A 26,462-nucleotide genomic window follows, 5' to 3' on the forward strand; every position below is an offset into this window, starting at 1 on the left:
CCCCGCCAGCACGCGGCGTTGAGCCCCGCATGACATGGGGTCCTTCAAGCTCATGGCAGAGGGACCCGCTGTGGACCCGGGTCTGGAGCGAGACCGCGACGCTGTGATCGCCGCGTTCACGCTCCCGTACAGCAACGGCCCGACCGAGGGCGTAAACCCAAGATCCGGGGGCCGCTTCCTGGTCAGGCCGTGCGGCCGGTGGGGTCGGTGCGCGCGGCATGGCCGTGCGGGTGGCACCACCAGCGCAGGAAGAGCCCTGGGCGAATGCTTCCAAGGTGACGATACGGTGCGGGTTTCCTTGTTGCCGCCACACCCACGCGCTCCGGATTTCGTTGAATCACTGGAATGGCGGCACTTCGCCATGTGCGCCGGGGTGGGATTGTCGGACCGGCTTGAAGTCAATGGCCCACATAGGGGTAATGGCGCCCCCTACGCCCGGGCGTGACATCGGACGACCATCCATATGAACTCATATATTAAGGGCGCATATTACGTCGCTCCGTCCTCAATCACACGCCTCGTCCTGCCGCTTGAAATCGCCGTACCTAATTGCCAACGTAATATGCCATCTCAAGTACGGCTTCCCGGGCAATCGGTTAGGGCCCGGCACGCCACGGCCCCCACAGAAAATGGCCTCTCGATGAAGCTGAGATTTCCTCAAGCGGCTCGACTCCGTCCTCTGTCCGGCTGGCTGACCTCGGCCCTTGCCGCAACGGTTGCCGCTGCGATGGTCGCCACGACGTCGACGCAGGCGTCGGCCATCGCAACACCCGTACCCCTGGGCACGACCGCCAGTTACTCCGTTCTGGCAGGCCAGGGAGTCACCAACACCGGCCCCTCGGTCATCAGCCACGACCTCGGGACGCACCCGAACCCTGCCATCACCGGATTCCCGCCCGGCCTGGTGCTCGGTGCCGTGCACGCTGCGGACGCTGCGGCCCTCCAGGCCAAAAGCGATCTGACCGTGGCGTACAACAACGCGGCGGGCCAGGCTCAGGACTTCGCGCTTGCGGCGGGGATCGGCGCGGGCCAAACGCTGCTTCCGGGCGTCTACAAGGCTACGTCCGGTGTCGGACTCACCGGCGACCTGATCCTGAACGCCGGGGGAGACCCCAACGCCGTGTGGGTGTTCCAGATTCCGGAAGCCTTGACGACGGCATCCTCCAGCCGGGTCCTGCTCACGAACGGCGCTTCGCCGTGCAACGTGTTCTGGCAGATCGGGAGTTCGGCGACCCTTGGCACCGACTCCACCTTCGTGGGCACCATCATGGCTCTGACCTCGATCTTCGTGACCACGAGGGCGAACATCGAGGGCCGGGCGCTGGCCCGTAACGGCGAGGTGACGCTCGACAACAACCGGATCTTCCTCGGGACGTGCGCGACCGGCGGAACGGGTGGAACGACGGCCGGCACCACGGCTGGCACCACGGCTGGCACCACGGCCGGCACCACGACTTCGGGTGCGACCTCGGGCGTCCTTGGTGGCGTGCTCGGCGGCGTGACGACGGGAGGCGGCCTCCTGGGCGGCCCGATCGCCAGCCTCGTGACGGGCGGCACCTCGGGGAACGTCTCCGGCAACACCTCGGGGAACGTCGCGGGCAACACGACGGGAGCGAGCACCGCGGGGAACACCACGGGCGGTAACACCACCGGTGGAAGCATCACCGGCGGGAACGTCACCGGCGGGAACGTCACGGGCGGGAACGGAGGCAAGCCCGGCCACGAGCACGGCGGCAAGCCCGATCACGAGCACGGCGAGAAGCCCGGCAAGCCCGATCACGAGCACGGCGAGAAGCCCGGCAAGCCCGATCACGAGCACGGCGAGAAGCCCGGCAAGCCGGGCGACGGCGAGTACTACGACCACGACTACGGATACGGCAGCAAGCCCATGAGCACCGAGGGCTAGGCAGCGGACTGCACGAGGTCTGCTCATCGGACAGCGGCGCGCGGCGGAGCCTCTTCGACTCCGTCGTGCGCCGCCGCCGGTTCCAGCAGGAAATTCAGACGTGAGCAGTTGACATGAGAAAGGCGGGGTGGGTCGGTGTCGAGCGGAATCGAATCAGCGACCGTGAAGGAACTCCGGGTATCCGATTCCGAGCCGGACCCCCGGGCACGTCACGATGAAGCGGCCACGCCGTGCCGGCAACCCCGGTGTTCCCGTTTACTGGCAGCGGCACTGCGAACCGTCGTGGCCCTGTGCCTGGCGACGACTCTGACCCATGTGGTTCTGGTGTTCCTCCACGTGGCTCCCCCCAATGCCGTCTCGAAGCGCTACGGCCCACAGGTCAACGCATGGGTGTACCCCCTCTTCGAGCAGAACTGGCGGCTTTTCGCCCCGGAGCCCGACTCCGTAAACCGGCACATTCTCGCGAGAACCGCACGCACTGCCCCGGACGGTTCGGCTCAGGTGAGCAGCTGGGTCGATCTGACAGCCGTGGATAATTCCGCAGTCAAACACAACGTGTTCCCGAGCCATACGACACAGAATCTCTTGCGCCGCGCCTGGACCTCCTACGTCGACACGCACGGCGCAGACGACAGGGCAGACTCGGATCGCGCCGTGATGATGCAGAAGTACCTGCGCAACATCGCCGAGGACCGGGTCGCCGCCCACGACCACGGCGGTACCTTCGGCTTCATCCAGCTTCGTGTCCTCACGTTGCCCGTCGCCGCGCAGGGCGCAGCGGCCGGCAAACGCCCGCCGACACCCGTCGAAGAGCGGCTTCTGCCCTGGTGGAAGGTGACCCCCCGTGGGAATTGAGCACATCACCCAGCCCCCGTCCACGGCAGCTGCACCGGGGGGCACCGCGCACCGGGGGACCGCGGGCGCAGCCCAGCGGTTCGCCGCACTCCTGACCGGCCGGCCGGTGTCCCTGTACGCCGTGTCGGTCATGCGCGCCGGCTACGGAATGCTCTACCTGGTCTTTCTTCTGCGCGAGTTCCCGCACCGTCACGAGATCTGGGGCCCCGGCTCCCCGTGGACGCCCGCGCTTGCGGAGCAGCTCTTCGCACAGACGGGCTGGAACAGCGTCCTGACCCTCTCCGACAGCCCGGCCTACTTCGAACTCTGCTACGTGACGGCCCTCTTCACGTCCGCGCTGTTCATGCTGGGGTGGCGGACCCGCGCCATCTCCGTCCTGTTCGCCGTCGTGGTGACCTCGTTCCATGCGAGAGCGATCTTCATGACGGACGGCGGCGACAATCTGATCCTGCTGATGGCCGTCTATCTCGTCTTCACCGCGTGCGGTCGCCGTTGGTCCCTGGACGCACGCAGGAACCGTCTCAAGACGGCTCGTGCAGGCAGCGATCCCGAACGGGCGAGAAGATTCCCGTCGCCCCGACTCCGTCAAGCGCGGAGCACCTTGACGACGGTCGTGCACAACTGCGGCATCTTCGTCATGGCGGCAGAGGTCTGCTTCCTCTACGGGTCAGCCGGCCTGTACAAGGTCCAGGGCGCTTCCTGGGGCGGCGGCACCGCCCTCCACTTCGTCCTCAACCTCGAACTCTTCCAGCCCTGGCCCGCGCTCTCCCACTTTGCGGACAACTATGCGGTCCTGATCGCGATCGCCAGCTACGGGACGGTGCTCCTGCAAGTCGCCTTCCCGTTCGTGCTCTTCGGCAGACTCAAGTATCCAGTTCTGACCATGTTGCTGGGGATGCACGTCGGCATCGCGGTGGTCATGGGGCTGCCTCTCTTCTCCGGAGCGATGATCGTGGCGGACGCCGTGTTCCTCCCTGACCGCTTCTACACCTCCCTGGCTCACCTGTGCCGCCGCGCGACACGGCGAACCGGCGCGTCGCAGCCAGTGCCCGGGCGGCCGGGATCCGGATCGGTACCGCAGCAGGGCAGGACCGGCATGCCCGGCTCGCGGCAGCGAGCTGCCTCCCCTCGCGCATAGCGATGACCGAACGCATACCGGACGGCCCGGGCCGCCGTGCGTCCCCCGCCTGGCCGCACTTGCCGGTGGTGATGAGGCGGCTTCGCCGATGGCGCGGAGGAAGCCCTGGATAGTGCCGAGCATCTCGGCGGCCCGGCCCATGGTGTAGACGGGGTGGTCGTCGTCATCGAGACGGCCGAACGAGTCGTCTGCTGTCGTTTGATAGCTACCAGCTGTGGATTGCCGCCCGCGCCCGTCAACTCGTCGACCAGGGCACCCCGATCGAGGGCCGCGCTGTTGGCTCCGTGGTGTCTCAGCGGAGAGTGCGGTGATGCTGGCCGGAGCGGCGGATATGCAGGATTGCTTCCCGGAGGTGATGTGATGTCGATGCGCAGGGAGTCGTTCCTGGCCCATGTCCAAGAACGCGGCGAGTACGAAACCCCGGAAGAGGCCGATCGTGTTGCACGCGTCGTCCTGGCCCTGCTCGGCGCACACCTGGTCCGCACCGTGCGGGCCGAGCTCGCCGCCCGCCTCCCCGAGACGTACGCCCTGATCCTGCTCAACCCGCTGCAGGCCGCGGAGCCGCTCTCGCCGGAGCGGTTCGTCCGTGCGACCGCGGCATGGATCGAGGGCGCCACCGAGAAGACGGCCCTGTGGGACGTCGGCGCGGTCCTCTCGACGGTGGCCGCCGCCGCGGGCGACGTCCTCACCCGCGAGGTCCTGCTCCAGCTCCCGCCCGGCTGCGACCTCCTCTTCGGCCACCCCCAACGCACCTGACCAACCGCCCACCGGCCGAAGGCCGGATCCTTCGCAGAGAAAGGCAACCGCAGCCATGTACGACCAGCCTCGACCGAACCCGGCCCCTCACGCCATGACGTTCGACCAGATGCTGGAACGCGTGCGCTACGAAGGCGCCTACCCCACCCACGAACGCGCCGCCGAAGCCGTCCACCACGTCCTGGCCGCCCTCGGCCGCCAGCTCACCGGCGACGAACGCGTCGACCTCGCCCAGGCCCTGCCCGTCGAGGCCGCCCTCACCCTGACCGCCCAGATCCCCGACACCGAGCACCTCACCGGCTGGGGCTTCGTGAAGGACCTGGCTGCACGCATCGGCGCCACCCCGGCCACCGCTCGCTGGGACACCGGCGCCGTACTCGCCGTCGTCACACGCCTCGCCGGGCCCGACCTCCTCGCCCGGATCCTGCGCCGGCTCCCCGGCGGCTACGCCCTCCTCCTCGGCCAGGCCGAACTGCGCCGGCCCGAGCCCGCCGCCGCCTGACCCAGACGAGCAGCGCGTGCACATGCGGCAGGGCCGGAACCGCTCCTGCGGTTCCGGCCCTGCCGCGTGAGGATCAGTGCTTGAAGACGTCCTTGGCCTTCTCCTTGGCCTCGCGGGCGTTGCCCGTGGCCTGCTCCGCACGGCCCTCGGCGGTCAGCTGCTCGTTGCCCGTCAGGCGTCCAGCGGTCTCCTTGAGCTTGCCCTTGGCCTGCTCGACCTTCGCCTCGGCCTTCTGCTCACCAGACACAGCTGATCACTCCCTCTTGGGTGGAAACGCCTTACGAAACCCCGTATGGCTGCTGAGGCTCTCGTAAGCAGGCCCGGCTGCAACCCGTCCTGCCCGGGCGCACCAGGTCCGCGGTGCGGCCCAGCGCGCTACCGGGGGAGAAGGGCGCGGACGCTTGCCGCCTTCGGGCCCGGGCGTGACGACGACGCGGTGGGCAAGGTCGTTGACCATGTGCCAGCCGAATCCACCCGTCCCGTCGACGAGGTCAGGGGTCCGTTCCGCGGCATCCGCGGGCTGGCATCCTCGACGACGACCTCGATCGTGCCGGGGTGGGCGGCGAAACTGATGGTCTGCGCGGGAATGTCAGTGGCCGTTGGTCGTTTCGCTGTCACTGGATCTGATTGATGGATGAGCGTGGTTCATTCTTGACCTATGGACGGGAAACGTGGTGGCGTCGGTGACGTGAGTGGACTTCGCATGACCCGCCCGACCGCCGAGGTGCTGCGCGTTCTGCTGTCGGCGCCGACCCACGGGCCGCTGTGGGCGGCGAGGATCAGCGAGCTAGCCGGCTTGGGCAGGAGCACGGTCTCGCAGATTCTGGCTAGGCTCACCGGGCGGCAGTGGGTCACGCTCCACCAGGAGCGGGACCCACACCCGGGCCGTCTGGCACGGGTGCTGTGTGTGCTGACGCAGCGGGGCGCCGCGAAGCGGAGGCAGCACTGGGCGCGCGGGGCGCGGCCAGCCGGCGCGGCTCCGGAGAGTCGACGGCGACCGGTGCCCCGGTGGCCCGTCAGGGCTCGGCACACAGCGGTCGGCGAGGCCTCAAACTGCTCCCTATGATCGACCAATCCGCCATCAAGAAGGCGCTCCGGACCCCGGCCGTCGAACTGGGTGGGGAGGACAGTACTGTCCCGGAAGCCGTTGCCGTCGAGCGATTGGCCGCGCTCAGGGAGGCGCTCGGGGCGCTTCAGGCCCTCACCGAGACCTTTACGAGGGAGTTCTTCGCCCGTAGTGCCGTCGGCACCGCCTACAGCGAGGAGCACTGGGACATCATGAACGACTTCCTGACCGAGGCGAACGCGATTCGAAGCAGGGCCCTGCGCGCCCACAACTACTGACAAGTCCGGCTGCTGAGCTTTGCTGACGCACTGACACGTGCTGCCGATCGGCCGTGACACGCGTGACGAATCCCCAGGTCAGTTTCGTACAGACCGGCACCCCCGCCGAGGCTGACCCCGGCGGCGCGTTCCTGTGGCAGAGCGACACCCCATAATCCCGGGCGCACGGTCTACGCCGCGATCCGGACGACGGATGGGGGTCGGACACCCCCGGGAGTCTGTAACAGCGTCTGCCAGCCCACGAGCTGACGATGCGCACGCCGGCGACTCATGGCATCACAGTCCTCACAGTGCTCCATACGTGGGCGTTCTCGTGGAGAGCGGGGAGCTGTCCGTGTAGCGTCAGGGCCAGCTGTCATGGTTCCGAAGTTCCGGTCGCCCGTGAGCACGCGTTCACGGGCGATTCTGCTGTTCACAGTCTCTGAGGGCCAGGGCGATCACCTCCGGTTCCCGCACGGTGCGGGACCGATTTTCGAGTCCCCTTGGAGGGCAACATGGCTACCGGAACCGTTAAGTGGTTCAACGCGGAGAAGGGCTTCGGCTTCATCGAGCAGGAGGGCGGCGGCCCGGACGTCTTCGCCCACTACTCGAACATCGCCGCCACCGGCTTCCGTGAGCTCCAGGAAGGCCAGAAGGTCAACTTCGACGTCACCCAGGGCCAGAAGGGCCCGCAGGCAGAGAACATCACTCCCGCCTAGACACACCTCTGCGCCCGCCCAGGACACTTCCTCGGCGGGCGCTGTGTGTCGGGCACCTTCTCCTGGGGAGCGGCCGTGCGTCAGGGATCGTGACGGGCTCGGGTACGGCCCCCTGCACCCCAGTTACCCGCCGCTCACAGAGCGGCGAGTGGTGGCCGGCTTCAGACGCCGGAGCGTCATCGGACGGCTCTTCACCTCTCCTGTCTTCCAGCCGCTCTACGTGGGCCCTGGAGACCGTCACAGAGCCCGTGCGGGCCTCTGTACTGCGCCAAAGGGCCGCAATGCCCCGTTCGAAGGCTCCCAGGGGCCCCGTGGACGGCCCCGCGCGAGTGTCACCGACACCACGCGGGTCTCCCACCTGTGGGCCCGGGACCTGTCGACGGACGCACCGCGGCAACGTCGTCGGCATTCCACGACGCCCTGGTCGGCCTCGCCTCCGAGCTCCAGCGCCGCATTGACCTCGACGGGGTGCCGCGCCTGATGGCCGTGCTCGACCAGGCCGACGCGGGGGCCCGTCACCCCGGTCGGCGTTGGCGGCTTGGCTGGAGGGCGCTGACGGTCTTCCTGTCGGCCGTGGTGCGGGGTGACCGCGGTGGCGCAGGCGAGGCGGTTGACCATGGGCCAGCCGAAGCCTCCGGTGCCGCCGTTCAGGTCGGGGGTGCGCATGCGTGGGGCCCGCGGACTGCGGTCGTGGACGGTCACCTCGATGCTGTCCGGGTGCGCGGTCAGGTCCAGGGTGCAGGTGCCGCCTCCGTGGCGCAGGGCGTTGGTGACGAGCTCCGAGACGACCAGGACCACGGTGTCGGCAGCCTCGGCTGCGATCGCCGGGTGCACGAGGCCATCGAGGAAAGCGCGAGCGCTCTCGCGTGCGCCGGCGACGGATGTCGCTGAGTGGACGGTTGCGACGTTGACGCTCATCGTGTCCATCAGGTCACCCTGGTCTCTGGATCGTCAATGCCCGGTCCTATCTGCCCGGCTTGTGCCTGCCCGGCGACCGGCTAACCCGGAGGTGACAGGGCCTCCGGCGCTGTTCGAATGATCACGCGCGAAGCCTGCGGCGGCTGCGGCGCCGAGCCAGACGCGGTGCCACCTGCCGTAGCGGCTGTGGCCGCACCGGTGTGGAGCCGCTCCCTGCCACGTCGTCGTTCGAGGTCGATTACCTCACTGTCGAACACACGGAAATCTATGTCGGCCGGAGTAGACATTGGGTCGCGAGCTGGTTATGGTTTCTCTCGTAACGCAGAGAGACCGCAGGGCCTGGCAGAGACGAACTGCCGGGCAGCAGTACCCGCAGTTGCAGTGCGCAGGACGGTGCGGTGGTGGAGTTCCGAAGCCATGGTTGTGCAGGACGGTGACGGGGCTGACGGCCGGACCGGGTGGCCCGCAGTGATCAGGGGCCGCCACAAGCAGTACCGCAGTTAACGCAGTGGCAGTACCCGTAGTAAGTGCAGTTGGCAGTACCCAGCAGTGAAGTCAGTGAGTGGTACCTCGGTGAAGGCGTCGGCTGCGGGCGCGCGCACCGGGAGGTTCGGCAGTGGGGTTCTAAGCCAGAGCAGACGCAGGATGGGCGACGGGGCTGGCTGCCGGAACGTGGCGCTGGGTGAGGCCACCAGTAGTTCGCATCACCAGCAGTACAAGCAGTACAAGCAGTTCGCAGTAACAGCAGTACGCAGTTCCCGTTTGGTAAGTGATTGATCCAGAGGGAAGAACGGAGGAGCAGAGCGCCATCAGGATCGCCCGGGCGGAAGTCTGAGCCCGGGTACCGCAGGACATCGATAGTGAGGTGGTCTCCGGTCAAGCAACCGCGATCCCCGCACCCCCGACGGCGTATCGGTCGGGTCGGCGGAAACAGAAGGCCGGCGCATTAACAGGGCCGGCAGATGGTGTAGCAGTTCCTTCGGGGCCCTGGTGCCATAGGCGCCAGGGCCCCTCCACGCGTTCCACAGAGAGGTGCAATGACAGCAGACGACACGCTCGGCCGTCTCGATGACGACGACTACCCCGCCTACACCATGGGCCGGGCCGCCGAAATGCTCGGCACCACCCAGGGCTTCCTCCGAGCCATCGGCGAAGCCCGCCTCATCACCCCGCTGCGCTCCGCCGGCGGCCACCGCCGATACTCCCGCTACCAACTGCGCATCGCCGCCCGCGCCCGCGAACTCGTCGACCAGGGCACCCCCATCGAGACCGCCTGCCGCATCGTCATCCTCGAGGACCAGCTCGAGGAAGCGCAGCGCATCAACGCCGAGCACCGCCGCGCCGCCGGATCGGCGAACCCGCCGACCGCGGCCTGAGACGGCCAGAGCTGATGCGCCGCCTTGGAACAGCAGGCCCGCGGGGGAGCCGGGCGTGATCCCTACTCCTCGGCGGGCCGCCCGCCCCTACACCCGGACCGCTGTCCTGGCGGGCCGCTACGGTCTTGTCCATCTCGCCGGTGAACTCGACCTGGAGACCGTGCCTGCCGTCCGTGACGCGGTCCGCAGGTGCCTCGACAACCGGCCCGCCCGCCTGCGCATCGACATCAGCGGGGTGTCGTTCTGCGACTGCTCCGGCCTCGGCGCCCTGCTGTGGGCGAAGGCCGAAGCGGCTCGCGCCGGAACCGGCTTCCACCTCAGCGGCCCGCCTCAGCCCACCGTCGCCCGGGTCCTGGACGCCACCGGCGCGGCCGCCCACCTCGGCCTGGCGCCGCAACCGGCGGAGGGGAAGCGGCGGTGACTCTCTGGCGTGAAGTCCTGGCGGCCCTGGCCGACGACAGCCTCGACGACGGCAGCCGGGAGCAGGTCCTGGCGCGGGGTGCCGCGCACCTCGCCGCCAACCGGGCCACGCAGGCAGAGCCGGCGAGCGTTGAGGACGTCATGCGGATCGCGTTCGAGGCGTTCTGCCTGCTCCTGGACTCCGAGACCGCCCGCACCGCCCTGAACGAATCCGGGCCAGGAACCGGGTAACCGGCCGGGCGGATACGCGTTGAACCGGATATGACCACGACGATGATGCGGCTCACCCCGGTCATCGGCGGACAGCGAAGAGGCGGAGAAACGGTTCCCCCCCGACTGGGAGCCGACGCCGCCCTCGTCCAGGAGTGGCTGAACACAGGACGACGCGTCCCGGGCCGGCACGTCGAGGAATGGGCCATCCTCGCCCGCCGCTGCCCTTGGCCCCAACCCTGACCCACCCGCGTGGTGCCCGTCCCGAGCCGGGCATCACACCCGGGGAGCGAGCCCCCGTATCGGCGCGCTTCCCGGGGGCTGCCGGAGCGGCTCCGTGGTTGGGCCGGCCGCTCCGGCAGCCACCCTGCCCCCGGTCAGCCCAGCCGCTCGGCGTTGAGCCGCTCGCGCAGGTACAACAGGACCGCCGCGTTCGCGACCTCGGCCAGCACCACCAGCAGGCAACGGATCCGCTCGTCATCACCGTCACGGACCGCACCCACGATCTGCTCCACCGACGACGGCCCCTGACACCGGGGGGCGGGGCAGGGGCCGTCACGCGCCGTCCGTGGGGGATGTGGGCGGCGCGCCTGTGCCGCCATCAACGACAGGGGCCCCGCCGGGTCACGCGAATGACCGATCGTGCCCCGATGCCCGCGCACACCGGCTTCCTCAAACCCCCTCGGGCTGCGGCTCCCGTGCGTGGTGTGGTGCCGCAGCCGCGCTGGGCTCAGATGCGGGCGCGCCCGTAGTACTGGCCGGTAGGCGGCGTTGCCGCGGTGCTTGTCCTTGTCGTACTCGGGCGAGTCCTTGATCTGGTCCTTGGTGAGGCTGACGTTGACCGTCTTCTCCTTCACGTCGATACGCACGACGGCGCCGGCGGGCAGCAGGACTTCCTTGCCGAAGATCCAGGGTCCGGTGTCAACGACGAGGTAGGAGGAGCCGACCTCTTCGGTGGCCTCGTCGACCTTGCCGATGTGCCCGTCACTGGCCTCGACCTTGAAGCCGACCAGGCTGGTGCCGGGCGTGTAGTGGGACTCCGGGCTGTAGCTCCACATGTCGGTCACGTTGGTGGGTCTCCTTCTCGAGCAGGGCCGGCCGCGCTCACACGACGGGTCAGGTGTGCAGGAGGCTGTTGCGGCCGTCGTGGCCATCCGCCTCCTCCTCGTCGAGCCAGTGCCCGCCGTTCGCGAGGTAGCGGAACCCGTGGTGCTGGTTCACCGGGAGGGTGACCGTGACCGCGCGGGTGCCGTCGGGGCGCTCGGCCATCGGGTGGGCGCCGGGCCGCCAGTCGTTGAAGTCGCCGACCACGCTGACCTCACCGGCCGGATGGGCGGCGAGCAGGACGAACGTGATCTCGGTCCGGTTCTTACGCCGGGTGCGCTCCAGCATCGACGGTCTCCTCACGTCAGGGGCAATGGCTTCGCCATCCCTGCTCGCTGCGGCGATCTCGACAGCGCGGACTACGCCACACGCCACAGCTGCCACCCGGACGGACGGCGTGTACCCTCCCCGGCGGCACGGCCGGATCCGCCAGGACCGGGCGTTTCGGGAGCCGGGCGGTGGGTGCGCGCCGGAGCGGCCCGCGAGGTAGAGCACGTCGGCGACGAGGAGGAGCACGGCGGCCAGTCAGCGCACCGCGGCGTAGACCTCGGCGGCTTGGGTGATGAACCAGCGGCTGTCGTCCGGGTTCAGGGCCTGAGCCTGCAGGTGCTCGTACATGACGCTGTAGCGCTGCACGTCGGATCGTTTCTCCAGATAGAGGTCGCTGGTGAACCGTTCCAGATACACCGTCCCCCCGTCCGAGGCGTCCGCGAAGCGGAGGACGGAGAACTGCCCAGAGACGCCCGCATGGGCTCCGACGCTGTGCGGGAGGACCTGCACAGTGACGTGCGGCTGCGCCCCGAGATGGTTCAGGTACTCCAGCTGTTCACGCATGATGGCAGGGCTGCCGACCACCCGGCGCAATGCCGATTCGTCCAGCACCACCCACAAGCGGAAAGAGCGGGCCGGGTGGTGGACCCGGTTCTGCCGGCGCAGCCGCACCTCAAGGCGCGCGGCGGCCTGTTCAGCCGTGGCCAGAGGAATCGTTTCCGCGATGACCGCGGCCGCGTAGGCAGGCGTCTGCAGCAGACCGGGGACCACCAGCGGCTCATAGGAGCAGACCGCGGCGGCCTCGCTCTCCAGGCCGACGTAGACGGCGTACGGGACCTCACCGAAGGTGACCCACCAGCCCTGGCGGCCCGATTCGCCGGCCTGCCGCATCAGGGAGTCGACGAGCTGGGGGTCCGCGACCCCGTAGAGGGCGCACAGGTCTCGCACATCGCGGGGCTTGATGGTGCGGCGGCCGTTCTCCAGATGACTGATCTTGGGCTGGGAAATCATCAGCTGCTCGGCCACCTGGGTACTCGTCAGGCCACTGGCCAGGCGGAGCCGACGCAGCTCCGCGCCCAGCCGGCGCCGTCTGACGGTGGGATTTACGTTCACCGCCACAGGCGGAGTACCTCCGGCTCGGGACCGTCTACCAGCCACGGGATGCTGCGGCCGGGCCCCAGCGAACGCATTCGCCGTGCAGAAATGATCAACGAGCCTCACGGCCGAACGTCACCTCACGCAAACAGGATCGCCCGGGCTGAACCCCAGACAGCCGTAAAGACCTTTCCCTGCCCGCGGCGTCCGCGAGCACCCCAGCCCCGGCTCGTCCGCCGGCTGCGCGCTGGTTGTCAGGCTGGCCCCGGCCGTCCATGGACCGGCGCGAAGTTCTCCTCGGCATGGGGCACCCGTGACGTCCTCGACACCACCATCGTCCAGCCGGACCTCGTTGCGGAGATCAGCGCCGACACCTCCATCGACCGCGGCGGCGTCTACCGGCACCCGATCCGGTACGTGCGCCTGCGCCTGGACGCGACTGTCGATGACGTGCCCCGGTTCGGCGGGGGACGGCCGCAGCCGCGGGGTGACCGCCGATGACAGGGCCAGCGGGTGAGAACTGGCACCACCGGCTGGTGTCGAAACCACAGTGACGGCGATAGGCGGCTCTCGTACCGTCTGCAGCGTTCGACGCGTCCGAGGGCGTGGTCGGCGGGCTCGCTGCGGCCTTCGGCCCCTTTTTGCGTGCTTCGGCGGAATGCTGGTGGGCGCGGACGACGGTGGAGCCGACCGAGACGGTCCAGCCGATGTCGTCACCGGCGTCCGCGGCCGCCGGCACGGCGGTCAGGATGTTCTGCCAGGTTCCGTCGACAGCCCATCTGATCAGCCGTTTGCGGGCGGTCTGGAACGGGCCGAGCTCGTCGGGCAGGCCCCGCCGGGGCGAGTTGGTGCGGTACTTCCACGCGATGGCCTCGAGCGTTCGGCGGTGATCGGCCCAGCGCCGTCCACGGACCGGATCGGCCGGCATCAGCGGCTCGATCCGGCCCCACATCGCATCAATGATCACTGATCGGGCAGACACATCCGATCAACTGACCAACCCATCGAAGAGACACGCGCTGGCCAGGAGACCCCAGCCGGCTGCTCCCGCGGGGTGGTCGGGCCCTGGTCAGATCGTGACCGGGCCGTGGGCGGTGGCGAACTCGACCGAGACCAGGCCCGGTTCCTCGTCCTCGACCCAGGTGACGTCGATCTGTTCGAGGGGGTGGTCGGCCGGTTCGCCGAGGAATTCGGCGATGGAGGCGGCGTCGCCGGCGATGGAGACCCCGTGGATGGTGGTGGAGGTGCGCGGGTCGGCGCTCGGGCGCTCCTCGATGGGGACCGACCACTGGAGGAAGTAGGGCAGTTGCGGGTCCTCCAGCAGTTCCAGCAGGCCGATCTGCTTCCACCTCAGGTCGAACCCGTCGGGGCGGACACGGTGGCCCTCGGCCGAGGTGCGGCCCAGGCGGGCCTCGACCGGGGCGATGTCGTCGACGGAGACCACCCAACCGAGCCAGCCGCCGCCCTCGGCGGCGCGGCGCGCGACCGCCTGGCCGAAGGGTGCGCGGTCGGCGGCGGGGTGATCGAGTGTGGTGACGACCTCGACGTAGGTGCCGCCGCTCAGCGGGAGAATAAAATTGCGGGTGCCGAATCGCGGGTGCACGCCCCCGTCGACGAATCCGGCGCCGAGGGCCGATCCGATCCACTGGACGGTCGAGACGAAGCTGTCGCGGGCCACCGCATAGGACACGTGATCAAGTCGCACTGCGCCATCATCACCCGACAACCCGTACAAATCCCGACGCCACGCCCGCCGCCCCGGCCCCGTCCGCCGTGGATTCAGCCGTGGAGCGGATCGATCATCGTCATCCCGGCAGGGGAGGCCCGGTCGAAGCCAGGCAGCAGCGCTGCCGCCTCGACGAGGCCCACGACCCGCTCGATCAGCCGCTGCGGGGCGAGCGCTGCTGCCGCAGGATTTCGATCCGGCATGCAGCACCATGCGCACCGCACTTCCAAGAGACAGGCTCTAGTCGCGGGGCAGCCAGCCATCGGCGAAGTCGGATCGTTCCCGTGCGCGCTGCGCCTTCTCCTCGAGGAGCCGGCGAAAGCCTGCCAGGGCGTAGCGCTCCCCGGTAGCCGCTCGGGGGCCGGGGATGCCGGCCACGGTGGCCATGCACTGCTGGGGCTGGGGCTGCCAGCCGGTGACCAGCACCCGTAGGCGCATACGCTCGGCACGCCGGTGCAGGCTCAGGAGGTGGAGCAAACCGTCGACGTCCATGGCCGCGACGCCGTGCAGGTCCACCAGGAGATCGCGCTCGTACATGGTCACGTGGTCCAGCGCGCGCTGGAGCACCTCTCCCGCACCCCCGTCGAGCTCCCCGGCGGCGCTGACCAGAATCGAGCTGCCACAGTGCTGGACGTCAACGTTGATCAATGTTCTGCTCCCGTCACCCGAAGGCTCCGGACCTACGGGGCCCCATCCTGGCCCGGTACGGCTTAGGGCCGGTGTGCGGCGCGCTGAGGCACGCGCAGAGGCCGGGACCGGGGTTGCACCGGGAGGAGGCTGGACCGTTGCTTGGAGGATTGCTTTCAGCGGGGGACCGTGGGTGTGACCGGAGGTGGGACCCTCCTCAATCGGACATGGTCTGTTCTTGCACGTCAGACCCGGTGGGCAAGCCCCTCACGAGGAGGACACCTCTTTCCTCGCGATAGCCGAGGGAAGAGGTCTGCTTCGAGGGCCAGGGGCCGCCGGCGGCGCGAGGGGTACATGTACTGACTGGCGCCACGTAGGCGACCCCGTTGTTGCGCGAGCACCTTGCAGCACGGTGCCGTGCCGCATCCTTCCGGGACCCTCGCTGCCCAGGCCGCAGGGCTATCTGGTGACTGCTTGTGGCGTCCGTGTGCTGTTGTGTGTCGGCGGGAATGCCGGGTCGGCGAAACGGTTCACTACAGTGCCGCCCGCCGAGAGGAACCCGCTCATGAGCACCCCGCTCCTCGGTCGCGACCTGGGCTCCTTCCCAGTCCGGACCGTGCATGCGCTGCCATCGAACATGCTGCCGGTATGGGGTCGGTGGGAATCCGCTCTGCCAGGAGTGCCGGGCCCGGCTTGTGGAGTCACAGCAGAGACCGGCCCACCCCGGAGCCTGACTCGGGAGGGCCCTCTGGCCCTATCCACGCGTCATACATGCGTGGCCGGGGGAGGCTGTCGGTGCCAGGCCTGGAGCGCGGTGAAGGAGGCCATCCCCGAGTGGTTCTCACCCCGCCCTTCGAGCCGATGCTCGCCCAGGCCGCCGAGTACCTCCCCGGCTCCGGCGTCCTGGCGAGCGGCTTCGCGGCGGAGCAGAAGTTATGGACAGGGTTGGTAGCTGTCCGTTGTCCGCTGGAGAACTTGGGGCCGCTCGCAGCGGAGTCCGAGATGCAGTGAGAAGCATTGCTCGACCGCCCACCGGCTGCCGACGACGCGGATCAGCTCGTCGAGCGGTGTCTCGGCGGGGCAGTAGGCGCAGTCCGGGCCTGAACGGCTGCCCCCTGCGGAGGTCGGGGACGAACGCATCGAGGACGACGCGGCGAGGTCCTCGACGTTGCTCGAGAGGCGGTGAAGATCGTGATGAACTCGCAGTTGATAAATTGGGGGCCGGGCTCGGCGCTGGCCGGGCGGGGCGGGGGATTCGAACAAAATGGCGTGCTCTGTACGGCAAGTGACAGCTCGAACGCGACACGTCAGAGTCCCGGCGTGAGCGAGACCAACGATCTGACGTCGGCGGAAGTGCGTATATGGCGGGCCTTTCCGCGAGGCGAGTCCGTGGACTTTCGCGCCGCCGAGGACGAGGATCCGGCGCTCGGCAACGCCTGGGGCGCTGAGCGGACCGTACGAGCGAGAGTGCTGCGGGCACTGCTCATCAAGGCTCCGCAGGAGGAGGGAGAGATCGCCGAGCTCAAGATCACGGGGGCGCGGATCACCGGCGTACTGGACCTGAAAAACGCCACGATCGATGCCGCCATCCTGCTGAGCCACTGCCAATTCGACTGCGTTCCCGACCTGTACGGTGCCCAGCTGCGTCAGCTCGATCTGAGCAAGTCGGTTCTGCCGGGCCTGACCTCGGAGACCTTGAGGGTCGAGGGGGTGCTGCGGATGACAGGCAGCCGTATGCGGGGGCCGGTGCGCCTTGGCGGGGCGCAGATCTCCGGGGCGTTGTTCATGGAGCAGGCGGAGTTCACGGCGCCGGACGACTCCGAGCCGGTGCTGCAGCTCAACCAGGCCGCGATCGGTGCCGACCTGTGGGCGCCGGAGATGCGCGCGCACGGACAGGTACGACTCACCGGCGCCTCCATCGCCGGGCGGATCAACGTTCAGGACGCCGAATTCAACCAGCCCGATGGCACCGCACTGGATGCACAGAACCTCCACGTGGGAGCCCATGTGCGGGCGCGGCGCATACGTACGCAGGGCGGGGTCGAGCTCCGGGGCTCGCGCATATCAGGCCGTCTCGACCTGCTCCACGCCCACCTGTCGCATCCGGGCGACACGGCACTGCGGGCCAGCAGCTGTGTCATCGGTGAACTCTGGCTGCTCGGTGGCGATCGCATCGAGGGTGCCCTGAATCTGCGGCGTTCTCGAATAGAGATCATGAACCTCGAACCGAAGATGCTGCCGGACCAGGTGTATGTCAGCAATCTCACCTACACCGTACTCACCCCACACGAGCCCGCCGAGAGCCGCCTTCCGATGCTGGAGCGGGACGGCGACCGTTATGAGCCGTACGGCTACGAGCAGTTGACGGCGGCCTACCGCCACGTCGGTGACGACGACGCGGCCCGACTCGTCCAACTTGCCAAGCAGCGCCGCCGACGCACCACGCTCACCTGGTACGGACGACTGTGGGGGTACCTCCAGGACGGCACCGTCGGCTACGGCTTCCGCCCGTTGCGCGCGGCCGTCTGGTTGCTGTCGCTCACGGCCATCGGGTCGATCGCGTACGGCCTGGACCACCCCAGCCCCGTCAAGGCAGGCGAAGGGCCTGCCTTCAACCCCGTCTTCTACACCCTCGACCTGCTCCTGCCGATCATCAGCTTCGGCCAGGAGTCGGCATTCGCCCCTGTCGGCTGGCACCAGTGGTTGTCGTACACCCTGATCATCACCGGCTGGATCCTGGCGACGACGATCGTCGCGGGCGTGACCCGTACGGTGAGCCGCCAATGACCCGCTATTGAACCTACGAGACCTCTCAGTGGACGTTAAGTCCGTTTCTGGTAGCGGCCTCGCCCGGGTTGGGTGAGGAAGCCTTGGCGGGTGAGTCGTCCGAGGCGGCTGCGGGTGATGTTGACGGATGCTTCGTCGGTGGGCATGTCGAGGAGTTCGTGCAGCTCGCGGGCTCGGAACGCCTGGTCGGGGTGCTGGTTGAAGGCGTCGACGATGGCCTGGTAGGCGGTGCTCGACTCGGGCGGATCGGGTTTGGTGCCGGTAGGTGCGAGTTCGGTGATGATCTTGCGGGTCGTGGCGAGGTCCGCGAGGCGAGCCTCGGTCTCGGTGAGGGCGGCGGTGAAGTGCGCGATCCGGTGCCGTAGTTCGTCCGCCCGGGCCGTGGCCTCGTTCTCCCGGATGTGAAGGTCCACCAGGAGTTCGGTGATGTTCACGCGGCCAGTCCGATGGCGTCGCGCCAGGCCGGCGTGGGCGTGGTGAGGCGCCGGGCCATGTTGGCGGTGGAGGCCCAGTAGACGCGCGAGGCGGAGGTATCGGGCCGGTGGTCGTACTCACGGGTCAGGCGCCGGTGGAGCATCAGCGTGCCGTTCGTCTGCTCGACCACCCACCGCTTGGGCTGCGGGACGAACCCTTTGCCCTGGTCATCGGGGTTGCGGCGGACGACCTCGACGCCGATGTCCAGCAGTGCGCCGTGAACGATGACCGCTTCCTTGAAGCCTTGGTCGACCAGGGCCTTCTCCAGGCGCATCCCGCACCGCTCGGCGGCCTGGTCGAGCAGGGCGATGCCGGCGGCGTTGTCATGCGCGGAAGCTGCCATGACGACGACGCCGATGATCAGCCCCAGCACGTCGACGGCCAGTCCCCGCTTGCGTCCCGAGACTTTCTTGTTCGCGTCCAGCCCCGTCGTGGTCCTGGGGACACCCGCCGCGGCGCGGACGGACTGGGTGTCGATGATCACGAGGGACGGGTCCTCTAATCGGCGGGCCTTCTCCCGGACCTGGCAGCGAAGGAGCTCCTGAATCCGCTGGTCAAGCCCGTCCTCGCGCCACAGCCTGAAGTAGTAGAAGACCGCCGACCAGGCCGGCAAGTCATGCGGCAGCATGCGCCACTGACAGCCCGTCCGGTTCTGATAGAAGATCGCGTTCACGACCTCCCTCAGGTCGCAGGACCCAGGATCTCCTATCGCCGACCGCGCCACCCGTTCCTGTTTCCAGGCCGTGATCATCGGCTCGATCAACGCCCACTGCCCATCCGACAAATCGCTGAGATACGGCTCTCTCATCACGCCCCGCATCTCAACATGGACATGCCCATCGAGCAGCCCGGACCGCGATCAGTACCACGATCGAGCGATCACGAACGAAGAGAAGTCGGACTTAAGTAGCTGTATCTCAACCGATCATGGAACGTGGAGGTCGAACAGGGTTCCTGGGGTGGTCTTCCGGCTGTAGGTGCATCAGGGCAGGGACTCTCGGTAGCTCGGGGCCCCTCACGAACAAGCGGAAGCAGCCGGCCTGGATACCTTCATACTCTGGGCATGAGTAGATACGCCGAGGTCATCGTGCTGGCGCGGAGGGCGGAGGAGGTGATGGAGCCGCTGACGCGTTCCGACGAGGACCGGGAGTGGTACCAGTGCTTCACCCGGGTCGACGACTACGTGTTCGCCGGATTGGGCGGGCGGTCCGAGGAGTGCTACGCCTGGGTGATCCAGTTCATCCGCCACAACTGGACCGGGCTGCTGGCCCACCTGGAATCGCTGCCCTGGCCCTACCCGTGGTCGGTACAGGTCATGATTCGCGACGAGGACGACGACTGCTTCGGGCTGTGGATGCTCTACGACGGCAAGCTGGTCGAGGTGCCGCTGCCCCATACTCGGCGGGATCCCTTCCCGGCCAGCCTCAGTGGCGTGCTCAGCCGCACGGACGGGCCCCGAGACTGAGAAACCGCATCTCGACCGATCTTGGAACGTGCGGGTCGAACAGGATTCCCGCGTGAGTGATTTCCGGACGGCTGGTGCATGAAGGCAGGGCCTCCTGGTAGCTCGGGGATGCGAATCCTTAACCGAGTACCCGGAGGGCCCTGTTGCCGCAGTTGTACGCGCCTGCGCCCGTGCATTTCAACTCGTCGTCCGACGTGTGGTGCGATTGCCTCGCGCACGTGTACGGCAACGCGGCCGATCACCCCGCCCGGAAGCCGCACTACCCGTCGGACATGTCAGACGAGGAGTGGGCGGCGGTCCGTCCTCTCCTCCCGGTCCCGGCCTGGCTGGAGGGCCGGGGCGGGCAGCCTGAGGGCTACTGCCACCGTCAGATGCTGGATGCGATCCGCTACCTCGTCGCGGGCGGGATCTCCTGGCGGTCGATGCCGGTGGACTTCCCCGCCTGGGCCCGGGTCTATGCCTTCTTCCGCCGCTGGCGCGCGAACGGGCTGATCGCCGAGTTCCATGACCGGCTGCGGGAGAACGTTCGAAAGCGGGAAGGTCGCGAGGCGGAACCCAGAGCGGGGATCATCGACGCGCAGTCGGTGAAGGCGGCCGCCTCGGTGCCCGCCGCCTCGCGCGGCTACGACGGAGGTAAGCAGGTCAACGGGCGGAAGCGCCACGTGATCACAGATTGTCTCGGTCTGATCCTAGTTGTCGCGGTGACCGCCGCGAACATGGGCGACCGCGAGGCAGCCCTCCCCTTGCTGGCCCGGCTGCGGGACCTGCACCGGGACATCACCCTGGTCTGGGCCGACGGCGGCTACACCGGCGGCCTGATCGACTGGTGCCGGGAGAAGCTCGCGCTCACCCTCGAGATCGTCAAACGTACCGACGACATGGAGGGGTTCGTGGTGTTACCGCGACGGTGGGTGGTAGAGAGGACGCTGAGCTGGTTGATGCATTCGAGGCGTCTGGCCAGGGACTACGAGACCCTGCCCGCGACCAGCGAGGCGGTGATCCTGTTCTCGATGATCACGCGGATGGGGCGCCGGCTGGCCCGGCCACGAGCCGCCGTCCGGTACTGAACATCCCCGATGCCTCCAGGAGCAACCAGCCACGCTCGCCCAGGCGTTTCGCCTTTGAGCGCACTCCTTCGACCTTCGCCGGCACTGTCGTATCGATCCCCAGCGCCTCCGCGATGTCCTTGGCCCGCACCGGCTCCGGGCCCGGCCGGTCCTGGAGCACATTCAAGATCCGCTGATTGTCCGGCGAGAGGACTGACACCGACAGCCCCTCCCGCCACGCAGGCACCACAGCCCCAGGCACCGACGCGGCCACGGGCCCAGGGCCGGGCTCGGGCGGCGCGACCTTCTCCTCTCCGTCCTCCGTGACGACGGCGCTCTCGGCTGCGGACACGGCCAGGGCATCAACGAGTTCCTCACGCGCGATCACCCGTCGCTCCAACTCGACCTCAGCGGCCTCCAGCGCCGCGGCCTCCCGGAGCTCTTCGGCCCGCACGCGAGCAGCCGCCTCGCGCCCCTCCAGCAAACCCAGAATCGACGTCACCGCGCGCACCTCGACGATCAGACGGAAACAGGACGCAGGATCTCTCCCTCGTCCTACCGAAACCATTCCTGACCAGCGAAGACTCAAAGATCACGTTCGGTTGAGATACGGCTTCTAACACGCTCCGACCTGGGCGGATGGGGTTTAACCCCAGCTGCGTTCCCCTGTGTTACTCGAGGTGGGCGGCGGTCTGGGCGCGGGGTCCCAGGCGGCGCCTCCCAGGCTGGGCCGTGGCTGCTGGGGCGGGGCCGCTCTCGTCAGGGGGTGCGTTGGGTGTCTCGGCTGGCTCGGCGGCGAGGCGGACCCGCTGGCCGGCCCGAAGCTGGGCTGGGGGAGTTGCGGGGCTGGGTCCGGTGCCCAGGGGGCGGCGCTCGATCATCCGGTCAGTTTGCCCCGGTTGCTCCTGGGGGAAACGGCCGGGTCGGCGGGTGCCGGTCTGTCTCTGGTTCGAGGTGGTTTTGGATGTGGCGAAAGTCGATGCACGCCGTATCCGGCGCCATCGACTCCGCGCTGGCCATGCGCCAACATGACCGAGCATGTCCCTGGTTTGCCATAGGTGGAGCCAGTAGCAGTCAGGGCGCCAAACAGACGCGAGAGGTTGTCCATATATGGGCCGCGCGCGCCTTTCGGGTTCCAGACTCAGCCCAGAAGGCCTGGAATGAAAGGTTCCGTTTGGGATCCAAGTGGAGCCAAAGAGTTGGGCTGGACATCACGGCACGTCGGGATGATGGGCGGGGTGAAGTTCTGAGAGCTGCTCTCGTGGACGGATCCTGAGCCAATTTTGTGGCTGGTCCGAACGTGTCTCGCACCTGGGATCGTTGGAGTTTCAGGGGCCGCTGATCGCTGCTCGGGTGACGCCAATCGCCCAGCGGTCGACGGCCAAATGGAGCCAGTAGCGCGGCGGCGGCCTCAGGGTCGCCGCCGAGATTCAGGAGCTTTTGATGAGCCCTATCGATGGGGCGCCGGCCACCGCCACCTCGTCTGTGCGCTTCGGCATGGCGCACGCCCTCGTGATCACCGCGTTTCTCGCGGCCGCGGTCATCCTTACCCTCGCCGCGCACATGCCGGCGCGGGACACCCTCGCTCTTCTCGGCGGTGCCGGGGCGGATGCCGTGGTCGTTCTGGTCTCCGCCAACGTCAAGGGCGGCGGCAACGGCACGAACGGCGGGACGGGCCTGCTGCGCCGGCTGCTGAGCGCCGCGTTCACTCCGGGCTCCGGGCCTGGGAACTAGGGGGATCGCGGCCATGGGACGCCCTGAAGCCCCCGTGGACCGGACGGTTCCCGAACGGGCCGAGCTCTCCGAGCTGCTTCGCGCCGCGCGGGCGCGCAGCGGGTCCGGCAAGCCGCTCACCTATGAGGCGCTGGCCAGGCGCACGGCCTGGTCCAGCGCGGCCCTCAAACGCGCGGCGTCGGGGAGGAGGCTGCCAGCTTGGGATCTCGTGGAGGCCTTTTTGACCGCCTGCCAGGTTGGCTCGGCCATGCGCAAGGACGCGCTCCACCTCTACACGAAGGCGCAGCATGCCGTGGCGCTGCGAGCGAAAGAGGAGCGGGCCACCACCGTCGTGCCCCGGCCGCAGCTCGTCACCGACGAGGCGGACCTGAGCCGGGCACTGAGAGACGCGTACGGGTACGCGGGCCGTCCCCCGGTGCGGACACTGTCCCAGCGGGCCGGGCAATGGGTCCTGCCTCACAGCTCAGCCCACCGGATCATCACGGCCCGCGCGCTGCCCGTCAACGTCGGCCAGTACGTCGGCTTCCTCGAGGCCTGCGAGGTCACTTCCAAGGACCTTCCCGACTGGTTCACGGCCTGGCACAAGGTCATGGGGCCGCCCTGGAGCGACACTCCCGACGAGGTCAGCTGGTGGCGGACGTCGACATGGGGCGAGGAGCTCTACGAGACCTGGTTCTACGAAACCTACGGCCACAGCGCCACGGTTGCGGCGTGACCCCACGAGGTGGCCACGCCTGCCGTAGGTGAGGCGGTGTCCACCTGGCTTGTCCGGGCGGACACCGCCGTTCGACGCGTGTCGGACGGCCGCCCCTCGAGGCCCAATGCGATGAGCGCGCCGGTACCCCACCGGCGTGTCCTTGCCGCATGCCTGACCTGGGCGCGCCGCTTCTGGAGGGGTGCGGGGACCGGACGGCTCGGCGGCGTTCCTGTACGCGCCCAACTGGCCGCCGAGTCGATGGCGTAGGTCTTCAGTCTTCATGCTCCGTATATGTCGCTGCGGGCGTGCGCGGTTGCGCCGGCTGGCCCTGGGAGGCTCCCTGTTACGAAACCTTAGGACTGTATTGGTTACGTTGGTGGGGTGCCTGGCCTGCGGGTTTCGCCTGGTCATGGGCAAGGGCGTGGCAGCGGGGACGGGGTTGGGCTACGGTTCCGATCGGACAGGCAGTCGTATGCCTGTACACCTCACCCCGCCTCCTGCGGGGTTTTTGTTGCCCAGATACGCCGAAGGGCCCCGACACCGCTGGTGTCGGGGCCCTTCGGCGTTTTCCGACCGGAGGAATGAGCGAAGTGAGCAACACACTGGTCGTGCTCGTGGGACTGGTCGCCTTGTCGATGCTGCTGCTGTGTGCGGTGGTCATCGCGGCGATCGTGGCCTTCTCACGCACTGCGAACATGGTGGTGGGACGCACGAGGCGGGAAGACCTGCCAGCGGTGCTGGAGACTGTCGGACGTACTCAATCGGGTTTGGTGGCGAGCCTTGCCCGCGGTATCCGCACTGGTCTGTCCAGGCTGGCGGCCCAGCCGGTGAGTGTTGCCGCACCCGCCGAGCCGGCGGCCGGCGCGGAGGCCACGGGCACGACCGGTACCGCGGGTGGCTCGGGGGCGACGAGTGGGATGGGGGAGCGATCCAGTGACGCGTCGCTCCATGTACGGGCCGGATCGGGACGCTGTCTCTCGACACCTAGGGGAGCCGCTGCTCGACCGGGCGCTGCGCCAAGTTCTCAAGCCTGCGGAACTGCGGCTGTTGTCCGCGTACCTCCACGGCGCCTACGCGGACCAGATCGCCCGCCGGTACGGCATGACCCCCTTCGACGTACGCCGACTCCTGTCCGGATTGCTCCACCGGATCAAGCAGTCCGAGCACGGCGCTGCCCTTCTGGATGACCTGCGCTCGCGCGGCGGCCCGAGGTTCTCGGAGCTCTTAGAAGTCATCTCATTTGGAGTATTGGGTAGGCTGTTGGTCGTGGTGGGGATTGTTGAGCGGCTGGTTCCGGATGAGTTGCGGGTGCTGTTCCAGCGGGTGGTTCCGGAGGCGCCGTCGAGGCCTCAGGGTGGTGGGCGGCGCCGGCACGGTGACCGGGAAGTGCTCGCCACGATCGTGTTCGTGGCCACGTCGGGCTGTACCTGGCAGCAGTTGCCGGCGGCGTCGTTCGGGCCGTCGGGGGCGACAGCTCATCGGCGTTTTTCCGAGTGGAGCAAGGCCCGGGTGTGGGCCAAGCTCCACCGTCTGGTCCTCGGCGAGCTCGGCGCTCGCGGTGAGTTGGACTGGTCCCGCTGTGCAATCGACTCGGTGAACATGCGGGCCCTGAAAAGGGGGATCTGACGGGTCCGAATCCTGTCGACAGGGGCAAGTTCGGGTCGAAGATCCATTCGATCACGGAGCGGACCGGTCTGCCCCTGTCCGTCGGAATCTCGGGTGCGAACCTGCACGACAGCCAGGCCCTCGAGCCCCTGGTCCGCGGCATACCGCCCATCCGCTCGCGCCGCGGACACCGACGGCGCAGGCCCGGCAAGCTCCACGCGGACAAGGGCTATGACTACGCCCACCTGCGGAGATGGTTACGCGGACGCGGTATCATTCTCCAAGGTGAGCTCAAGCCACCGGCGTATGACCAGCAGCTGGTCCAGGCGCGGCGGCAGCGGCAGCAGGGGCTCGGGGCCGTTCACGGCTACTACGCCCCCTCGGCGATATCCCCGTCCGTGCCGGACCCGGCAGGCTCGGGCGCCGGTTCGGCTGGCCTGGTCTGCTGCTTCAGCAGCATCCGGGCCGCGACCAGCTTCTCCTTCTCGATGCTCTGCCAGTGCGGGTGGTCGACCACGGCCCCCGCCAGCTCCCGCAGCCGGGCCCGGATCACTTCAAGCCCCTGCTTCTGCTCCTCACTCCAGCCGGGGCTGTCCGGCACGTCCCCGCGATGGGACCACCGATCCCCGCGCTGCCACCCCTGCACTGGCTCCACACTCCACGTCAGGCCCACCGGGTAAGCACGGTGCTCGGTGTGCAAGCGGTGCAGCTCCTTCTGGAGGGCGATCAGGTCGGCGGGGAAGGAGGTATCAGTTTCGGTCACTCTCTTATCGTAAATCTGTTCGAATATGAATGGGAAGTCGACGTTCCGGCAGGTCACCCACGGGATCGCGCCGAGGCCGCCGTCTGGCCCTGTCCCGCCGCACGACGCTCTACCTCGCGGCCCGTACCCAGTCGGGGGAGACCGGTCCGGTTCGACGGTCAGGCCCGGTACTCAGGGCCCGGTGAGGATGGAGTGGGTGCCGATGCGACGCCGGACGATGTGCTGCTCGCCTTCTCTGAACTAACGATTCGGAGATCATTTACGGGACAGCACTAGATGATCAATTCCAAGGGATGCCTGCGGAGGGTGTGGGGTGGGTGGCGGCCGAAGCCACCGCGAGACGGTCAGGCGGCGGGCTGCCGGCCCTGGTTGTCGAGGTGGCAGCGGGCGGTCAGGCGTCAGGGTCGACTTCGGGGTGCGTGAACCGCACGGGCTTGCCCAGCGACCGGGCGTAGGCGATTTCGGCTCGGGTGCTGTCTCCGATGTAGTCGCCGACTAAAGCGCCTGAGTTCGCGAATACTGAGCACTCGGCGCCCCGAACCTGGGCGTTTCTGGTGAGCTGAAACAACCAGCCTGGCCCTGCTGGCCAGGGCCAGAGCACTATCACCGCTGATAGCGGCCTGGCCCTACCCGCAGGGCCGGACCTGGGAGACTAGGGATCATGACCGACCGTCGACCGCTCTCGCTGCCCGCCTTCTCCGAGCCCGCTTCCGACGCTCCCGTACCCGCCCAGGCGGGTGGGCGCCGGCTGATGCCGGTCGAGCAGGGCGCCGACTTCCGCCAGCCGCCCGGCGAGACCGAGCCCGCACCCGCCCCGGCCCGACGTCCGCTCGCCCCCGGCGGCCTCACCTTCTCAGACCCGGACCGCCATATCTGAGCGCTACCACCACGGGTTGCGCCACGTCCAGGACCAGCTCACCACCTAGCCCCACCGCCCGGTGTGCCA

The 26,462-nt window shown here is 68.5% G+C and carries 29 protein-coding genes and 4 pseudogenes; 18 read left to right on the plus strand and 15 right to left on the minus strand.

Annotated elements, in window-relative coordinates; all coding sequences use genetic code 11:
* The first annotated feature begins 640 nt into the window (after positions 1-640).
* From ACIQU4_RS27145 to ACIQU4_RS27155, 3 genes are all read left to right on the plus strand, one after another.
* A complete protein-coding gene (locus ACIQU4_RS27145) occupies positions 641-1,906 on the plus strand; it encodes an ice-binding family protein (RefSeq protein ID WP_403735833.1) in 1,266 nt (421 codons plus the stop codon).
* 315 nt (positions 1,907-2,221) lie between these two features.
* Entirely contained in the window at positions 2,222-2,761 is a 540-nt protein-coding gene (locus tag ACIQU4_RS27150) for a DUF5819 family protein (protein WP_403735732.1), read from the plus strand.
* A 130-nt stretch (positions 2,762-2,891) separates the two neighbouring features.
* Complete coding sequence (locus ACIQU4_RS27155) at positions 2,892-3,899, plus strand: HTTM domain-containing protein (protein WP_403735835.1); 1,008 nt, start codon at positions 2,892-2,894, stop codon at positions 3,897-3,899.
* Here the strand turns inward: ACIQU4_RS27155 and ACIQU4_RS27160 are convergent.
* Positions 3,839-4,040: pseudogene (locus ACIQU4_RS27160) on the minus strand (hypothetical protein); the annotation flags it as partial. The gene ACIQU4_RS27155 and the pseudogene ACIQU4_RS27160 sit on opposite strands and share 61 nt — an antisense overlap.
* 219 nt (positions 4,041-4,259) lie before the next feature.
* Here ACIQU4_RS27160 and ACIQU4_RS27165 point away from each other — a divergent pair.
* A complete protein-coding gene (locus ACIQU4_RS27165) occupies positions 4,260-4,655 on the plus strand; it encodes a DUF2267 domain-containing protein (protein WP_403735735.1) in 396 nt (131 codons plus the stop codon).
* A gap of 55 nt (positions 4,656-4,710) precedes the next feature.
* Complete coding sequence (locus ACIQU4_RS27170; RefSeq protein WP_403735738.1) at positions 4,711-5,157, plus strand: DUF2267 domain-containing protein; 447 nt, start codon at positions 4,711-4,713, stop codon at positions 5,155-5,157.
* Between the two features lie 73 nt (positions 5,158-5,230).
* Here ACIQU4_RS27170 and ACIQU4_RS27175 read toward each other — a convergent pair whose 3' ends face one another.
* The gene (locus ACIQU4_RS27175) at positions 5,231-5,404 is read right to left on the minus strand and encodes a CsbD family protein (RefSeq protein ID WP_403735740.1); all 174 of its coding nucleotides are present in this window, start codon (positions 5,402-5,404) and stop codon (positions 5,231-5,233) included.
* 815 nt (positions 5,405-6,219) lie between these two features.
* Between ACIQU4_RS27175 and ACIQU4_RS27180 the strand changes: the two genes are divergently transcribed.
* The gene (locus ACIQU4_RS27180; protein WP_403735743.1) at positions 6,220-6,501 is read left to right on the plus strand and encodes a hypothetical protein; all 282 of its coding nucleotides are present in this window, start codon (positions 6,220-6,222) and stop codon (positions 6,499-6,501) included.
* A gap of 494 nt (positions 6,502-6,995) precedes the next feature.
* A complete protein-coding gene (locus ACIQU4_RS27185; protein WP_365956692.1) occupies positions 6,996-7,199 on the plus strand; it encodes a cold-shock protein in 204 nt (67 codons plus the stop codon).
* Between the two features lie 515 nt (positions 7,200-7,714).
* Here ACIQU4_RS27185 and ACIQU4_RS27190 read toward each other — a convergent pair.
* Positions 7,715-8,126 (minus strand): annotated as a pseudogene (locus tag ACIQU4_RS27190) (ATP-binding protein).
* A gap of 1,028 nt (positions 8,127-9,154) precedes the next feature.
* Between ACIQU4_RS27190 and ACIQU4_RS27195 the strand changes: the two are divergent.
* The 3 genes from ACIQU4_RS27195 to ACIQU4_RS27205 are packed head-to-tail and all read left to right on the plus strand — an operon-like array spanning position 9,155 to position 10,144.
* The gene (locus tag ACIQU4_RS27195; protein WP_403735748.1) at positions 9,155-9,493 is read left to right on the plus strand and encodes a MerR family transcriptional regulator; all 339 of its coding nucleotides are present in this window, start codon (positions 9,155-9,157) and stop codon (positions 9,491-9,493) included.
* Positions 9,494-9,548: 55 nt separating this feature from the next.
* Positions 9,549-9,914 (plus strand): STAS domain-containing protein, encoded by a 366-nt coding sequence (locus ACIQU4_RS27200; RefSeq protein WP_403735751.1) that lies wholly within the window; start codon positions 9,549-9,551, stop codon positions 9,912-9,914.
* Entirely contained in the window at positions 9,911-10,144 is a 234-nt protein-coding gene (locus tag ACIQU4_RS27205; protein WP_403735754.1) for a hypothetical protein, read from the plus strand. Before ACIQU4_RS27200 ends, ACIQU4_RS27205 begins: the two co-directional genes overlap by 4 nt.
* A 356-nt stretch (positions 10,145-10,500) precedes the next feature.
* Here the strand turns inward: ACIQU4_RS27205 and ACIQU4_RS27210 are convergent, their stop codons facing one another.
* The 7 genes and pseudogenes from ACIQU4_RS27210 to ACIQU4_RS27240 form a co-directional block, all read right to left on the minus strand.
* Entirely contained in the window at positions 10,501-11,190 is a 690-nt protein-coding gene (locus ACIQU4_RS27210) for a PRC-barrel domain-containing protein (protein ID WP_403735757.1), read from the minus strand.
* 49 nt (positions 11,191-11,239) lie between these two features.
* Positions 11,240-11,515: an isoamylase early set domain-containing protein gene (locus ACIQU4_RS27215; protein ID WP_403735760.1), complete on the minus strand. Its 276-nt coding sequence runs from the start codon at positions 11,513-11,515 to the stop codon at positions 11,240-11,242.
* A gap of 237 nt (positions 11,516-11,752) precedes the next feature.
* Positions 11,753-12,616, minus strand: a complete 864-nt coding sequence (locus ACIQU4_RS27220) for a helix-turn-helix domain-containing protein (protein ID WP_403735763.1) — start codon at positions 12,614-12,616, stop codon at positions 11,753-11,755.
* A 569-nt stretch (positions 12,617-13,185) separates the two neighbouring features.
* A pseudogene (locus ACIQU4_RS27225) lies at positions 13,186-13,574 on the minus strand (transposase); the annotation flags it as partial.
* 87 nt (positions 13,575-13,661) lie between these two features.
* Complete coding sequence (locus tag ACIQU4_RS27230; protein ID WP_384660900.1) at positions 13,662-14,297, minus strand: VOC family protein; 636 nt, start codon at positions 14,295-14,297, stop codon at positions 13,662-13,664.
* Positions 14,298-14,371: 74 nt separating this feature from the next.
* Complete coding sequence (locus ACIQU4_RS27235) at positions 14,372-14,521, minus strand: hypothetical protein (protein WP_403735766.1); 150 nt, start codon at positions 14,519-14,521, stop codon at positions 14,372-14,374.
* A gap of 37 nt (positions 14,522-14,558) precedes the next feature.
* Positions 14,559-14,966, minus strand: a complete 408-nt coding sequence (locus ACIQU4_RS27240) for an STAS domain-containing protein (protein WP_403735769.1) — start codon at positions 14,964-14,966, stop codon at positions 14,559-14,561.
* A gap of 813 nt (positions 14,967-15,779) precedes the next feature.
* Here ACIQU4_RS27240 and ACIQU4_RS27245 point away from each other — a divergent pair.
* On the plus strand, positions 15,780-15,956 hold the full coding sequence (locus ACIQU4_RS27245; protein WP_403735841.1) for a hypothetical protein: 177 nt from the start codon (positions 15,780-15,782) through the stop codon (positions 15,954-15,956).
* Between the two features lie 183 nt (positions 15,957-16,139).
* Entirely contained in the window at positions 16,140-17,732 is a 1,593-nt protein-coding gene (locus ACIQU4_RS27250) for a membrane-associated oxidoreductase (RefSeq protein WP_403735771.1), read from the plus strand.
* 35 nt (positions 17,733-17,767) lie between these two features.
* Here the strand turns inward: ACIQU4_RS27250 and ACIQU4_RS27255 are convergent, their stop codons facing one another.
* Positions 17,768-18,166: a hypothetical protein gene (locus ACIQU4_RS27255; protein WP_403735773.1), complete on the minus strand. Its 399-nt coding sequence runs from the start codon at positions 18,164-18,166 to the stop codon at positions 17,768-17,770.
* Entirely contained in the window at positions 18,163-19,017 is an 855-nt protein-coding gene (locus ACIQU4_RS27260) for an IS5 family transposase (protein ID WP_403735776.1), read from the minus strand. Before ACIQU4_RS27260 ends, ACIQU4_RS27255 begins: the two co-directional genes overlap by 4 nt.
* 252 nt (positions 19,018-19,269) lie before the next feature.
* On the opposite strand from ACIQU4_RS27260, the gene ACIQU4_RS27265 reads away from it, so the two are divergent.
* Both ACIQU4_RS27265 and ACIQU4_RS27270 read left to right on the plus strand, forming a co-directional pair.
* Positions 19,270-19,671 (plus strand): hypothetical protein, encoded by a 402-nt coding sequence (locus tag ACIQU4_RS27265; RefSeq protein ID WP_403735779.1) that lies wholly within the window; start codon positions 19,270-19,272, stop codon positions 19,669-19,671.
* 272 nt (positions 19,672-19,943) lie between these two features.
* Positions 19,944-20,738 (plus strand): IS5 family transposase, encoded by a 795-nt coding sequence (locus ACIQU4_RS27270; protein WP_403735780.1) that lies wholly within the window; start codon positions 19,944-19,946, stop codon positions 20,736-20,738.
* Here the strand turns inward: ACIQU4_RS27270 and ACIQU4_RS27275 are convergent.
* Entirely contained in the window at positions 20,686-21,219 is a 534-nt protein-coding gene (locus ACIQU4_RS27275; protein WP_403735783.1) for a hypothetical protein, read from the minus strand. The two genes, ACIQU4_RS27270 and ACIQU4_RS27275, sit on opposite strands and share 53 nt — an antisense overlap.
* A gap of 941 nt (positions 21,220-22,160) precedes the next feature.
* Between ACIQU4_RS27275 and ACIQU4_RS27280 the strand changes: the two genes are divergently transcribed.
* Together ACIQU4_RS27280 and ACIQU4_RS27285 are read left to right on the plus strand one after the other, a co-directional pair.
* Positions 22,161-22,451: a hypothetical protein gene (locus ACIQU4_RS27280; RefSeq protein ID WP_403735786.1), complete on the plus strand. Its 291-nt coding sequence runs from the start codon at positions 22,161-22,163 to the stop codon at positions 22,449-22,451.
* Between the two features lie 13 nt (positions 22,452-22,464).
* Positions 22,465-23,166 (plus strand): helix-turn-helix domain-containing protein, encoded by a 702-nt coding sequence (locus ACIQU4_RS27285; RefSeq protein ID WP_403735789.1) that lies wholly within the window; start codon positions 22,465-22,467, stop codon positions 23,164-23,166.
* Between the two features lie 966 nt (positions 23,167-24,132).
* Here ACIQU4_RS27285 and ACIQU4_RS27290 read toward each other — a convergent pair.
* Positions 24,133-24,315 carry a hypothetical protein gene (locus ACIQU4_RS27290; RefSeq protein WP_403735792.1) on the minus strand — a complete coding sequence of 61 codons (183 nt, stop codon included), beginning with the start codon at positions 24,313-24,315 and terminating at the stop codon, positions 24,133-24,135.
* A gap of 99 nt (positions 24,316-24,414) precedes the next feature.
* On the opposite strand from ACIQU4_RS27290, the pseudogene ACIQU4_RS27295 reads away from it, so the two are divergent.
* Positions 24,415-25,028: pseudogene (locus tag ACIQU4_RS27295) on the plus strand (IS5 family transposase); the annotation flags it as partial.
* Positions 25,029-25,123: 95 nt separating this feature from the next.
* Here the strand turns inward: ACIQU4_RS27295 and ACIQU4_RS27300 are convergent.
* On the minus strand, positions 25,124-25,516 hold the full coding sequence (locus ACIQU4_RS27300; RefSeq protein WP_403735795.1) for a hypothetical protein: 393 nt from the start codon (positions 25,514-25,516) through the stop codon (positions 25,124-25,126).
* Positions 25,517-26,177: 661 nt separating this feature from the next.
* Here ACIQU4_RS27300 and ACIQU4_RS27305 point away from each other — a divergent pair.
* On the plus strand, positions 26,178-26,393 hold the full coding sequence (locus tag ACIQU4_RS27305; protein WP_008736052.1) for a hypothetical protein: 216 nt from the start codon (positions 26,178-26,180) through the stop codon (positions 26,391-26,393).
* The last annotated feature ends 69 nt before the right edge of the window (positions 26,394-26,462 follow it).

It is taken from the genome of Streptomyces sp. NPDC090741, assembly GCF_044769045.1.
Lineage (GTDB): Bacteria > Actinomycetota > Actinomycetes > Streptomycetales > Streptomycetaceae > Streptomyces.